Source organism: Pseudoroseomonas cervicalis ATCC 49957 (genome assembly GCF_000164635.1).
GTDB classification, from domain to species: Bacteria; Pseudomonadota; Alphaproteobacteria; order Acetobacterales; family Acetobacteraceae; genus Pseudoroseomonas; species Pseudoroseomonas cervicalis.
The window spans coordinates 1-1,686 of record NZ_GG770982.1 but is presented as its reverse complement, the minus strand read 5'-3'; the positions used below and the strand labels follow the sequence as shown (position 1 = coordinate 1,686).

Sequence of the window (1,686 nt, the reverse complement as noted above, 5' to 3'; positions counted from 1 at the left end):
GCCGCCCCCCGCCCCCGCCGCGCCGTGATGGCCGCGTCATCCCGACGCCGCAGGGCCCGGCCGTGACCACCGGCGGCGGCCCCGGCTACAGCACCTACACCACCCCCGGCGGCGGCTCCGGCATCGCCATCCCGCAGGGCGGCACCACGACGCTGCTGGGCCAGGACGGCACGGTGCGCCAAGTGCCGACGCCGCGCTGATGGCGGTCGAGATCCTGTATTTCGCCTGGGTGCGGCAGAAGGTCGGCAAGGGGGCGGAGCGCATCGCTCTGCCCCCCGGCGCCACCGACATCGCCGGGCTGATGGCGCATCTGGCGGCGCAGAGCCCCGGCCATGCCGAGGCCTTCGCCCATGGCAAGCAGATCCGCGCCGCGGTGAACCAGGAATTCGTCGCGCCCGGCCATCCGGTCAAGGATGGCGACGAGGTGGCCTTCTTCCCGCCCGTGACCGGGGGCTGAGATGGCGCGCATCCTGGTGCAGGAGGCGCCCTTCGACACGGCGGCCGAGATGGCGGCGCTGTCCGCCGGGCGCACCGATGTCGGCGGCGTCGCCAGCTTCGTCGGCATCTGCCGCGCGGATGACGGGCTGCGCGCGCTGGTGCTGGAACACTATCCCGGCATGACGGAGAAGGCACTCTCCGGCATCGCTGGCGAGGCGGAGCGGCGCTGGCCGCTCACCGGCTGCACGGTGATCCACCGCGTCGGGCGCATCCTGCCCGGGGAGCCGATCGTGCTGGTGCTGGCGGCCTCCGCCCACCGCGCCGCGGCGCTGGAGGCCTGCGCCTTCCTGATCGACTGGCTGAAGACCGGCGCGCCCTTCTGGAAGCGCGAGGAGATGGCCGATGGGTCTGAGCGCTGGGTCGAGGCGAAGGAGAGCGATGACGCGGCGGCGGAGAAGTGGAAGGCAGGGGGCGCTGCCCCCTGACCCCCGCCGGGGTGGCAGGGCCACCCCGGACCCCGCCATCAGTTTTGCGTCCCGCCTGGCCGGGAGACGGCGGCAGCCTGAAAGAAAGGGGAAGAATTCATTCTTCCCCCGGTTTTCTATTTGAAAGTCTGCCTTAGTCCGGTTTCGAGTTCCCTCGGCTCCACGCCCAGTTCGCCGCGCATCGGCGCGATGTCGAAATCCTTGTCCTCGGTCAGGCGGCGGATCTCGTCCGGGCCGATCTCGGGCAGGAAGGGCAGCAGGCGGGTCAGCGGCGCCACAGCGCGCAGCGGCGCCGCCGGCATGGGCAGGATGGGCGGCACCCGCACCCCGGCCGCGCGGGCCACGGCCACCAGGAAATCCCGATAGGCCACCGGGCGCGGCCCGGCGATGACCAGGGCGCGCGGCGCGTCCCAGTCACGCTCCAGCGCGGCCACGAGGCAGGCGGTGACGTCATCCTGGTGGATCGGCTGCACCAAAGCGCGGCCGCCGCCGGGCAGCGGCGCCACGGGCAGGCGCTTCAGCAGGGCGGCCAGGCGCTGGACGTTGTTCTCGCCCTCGGCGCCATAGATCATGGTCGGGTGCAGCATCACGCCGGGGCGGCCGCTGGCCAGCAGCGCCGCCTCCCCGGCCCGCACGCCGTCGCCATGCGCGTCCGGCCAGCGGGAGAAGCGGCGGGTGGAGCCCATCAGCACCACCGGCACGCCCTCCGGCGCGGCGGCCAGGATGGCCGGCGCCCAGCGGGCATGGGCGCCGCTGGCGATGC

Annotated in this window: 4 protein-coding genes; 3 read left to right on the top strand and 1 reads right to left on the bottom strand. The window is 73.8% G+C overall.

What is annotated here, in order from left to right; translation table 11 throughout:
- The 3 genes from HMPREF0731_RS20960 to HMPREF0731_RS20950 form a co-directional block, all read left to right on the top strand.
- Window positions 1-200: hypothetical protein (locus tag HMPREF0731_RS20960; protein WP_007006241.1), on the top strand; the 200-nt coding region annotated here is incomplete at its 5' end.
- Complete coding sequence (gene moaD / locus HMPREF0731_RS20955; protein ID WP_007006240.1) at window positions 200-457, top strand: molybdopterin converting factor subunit 1; 258 nt, start codon at window positions 200-202, stop codon at window positions 455-457. The genes HMPREF0731_RS20960 and moaD, both read left to right, overlap by 1 nt.
- Before the next feature lies 1 nt (window position 458).
- The gene (locus HMPREF0731_RS20950) at window positions 459-923 is read left to right on the top strand and encodes a molybdenum cofactor biosynthesis protein MoaE (RefSeq protein ID WP_007006239.1); all 465 of its coding nucleotides are present in this window, start codon (window positions 459-461) and stop codon (window positions 921-923) included.
- A 116-nt stretch (window positions 924-1,039) separates the two neighbouring features.
- Here HMPREF0731_RS20950 and HMPREF0731_RS20945 read toward each other — a convergent pair.
- A partial coding sequence (locus HMPREF0731_RS20945; protein WP_007006238.1) for an NAD-dependent epimerase/dehydratase family protein occupies window positions 1,040-1,686 on the bottom strand: 647 nt, incomplete at its 5' end.

What these genes read in the sequence shown, in the direction of transcription:
- HMPREF0731_RS20950 (WP_007006239.1), top strand. Translation starts at nt 459, where the DNA reads ATGGCGCGCATCCTGGTGCAGGAGGCGCCCTTCGACACGGCGGCCGAG.
- moaD (WP_007006240.1), top strand. Translation starts at nt 200, where the DNA reads ATGGCGGTCGAGATCCTGTATTTCGCCTGGGTGCGGCAGAAGGTCGGC.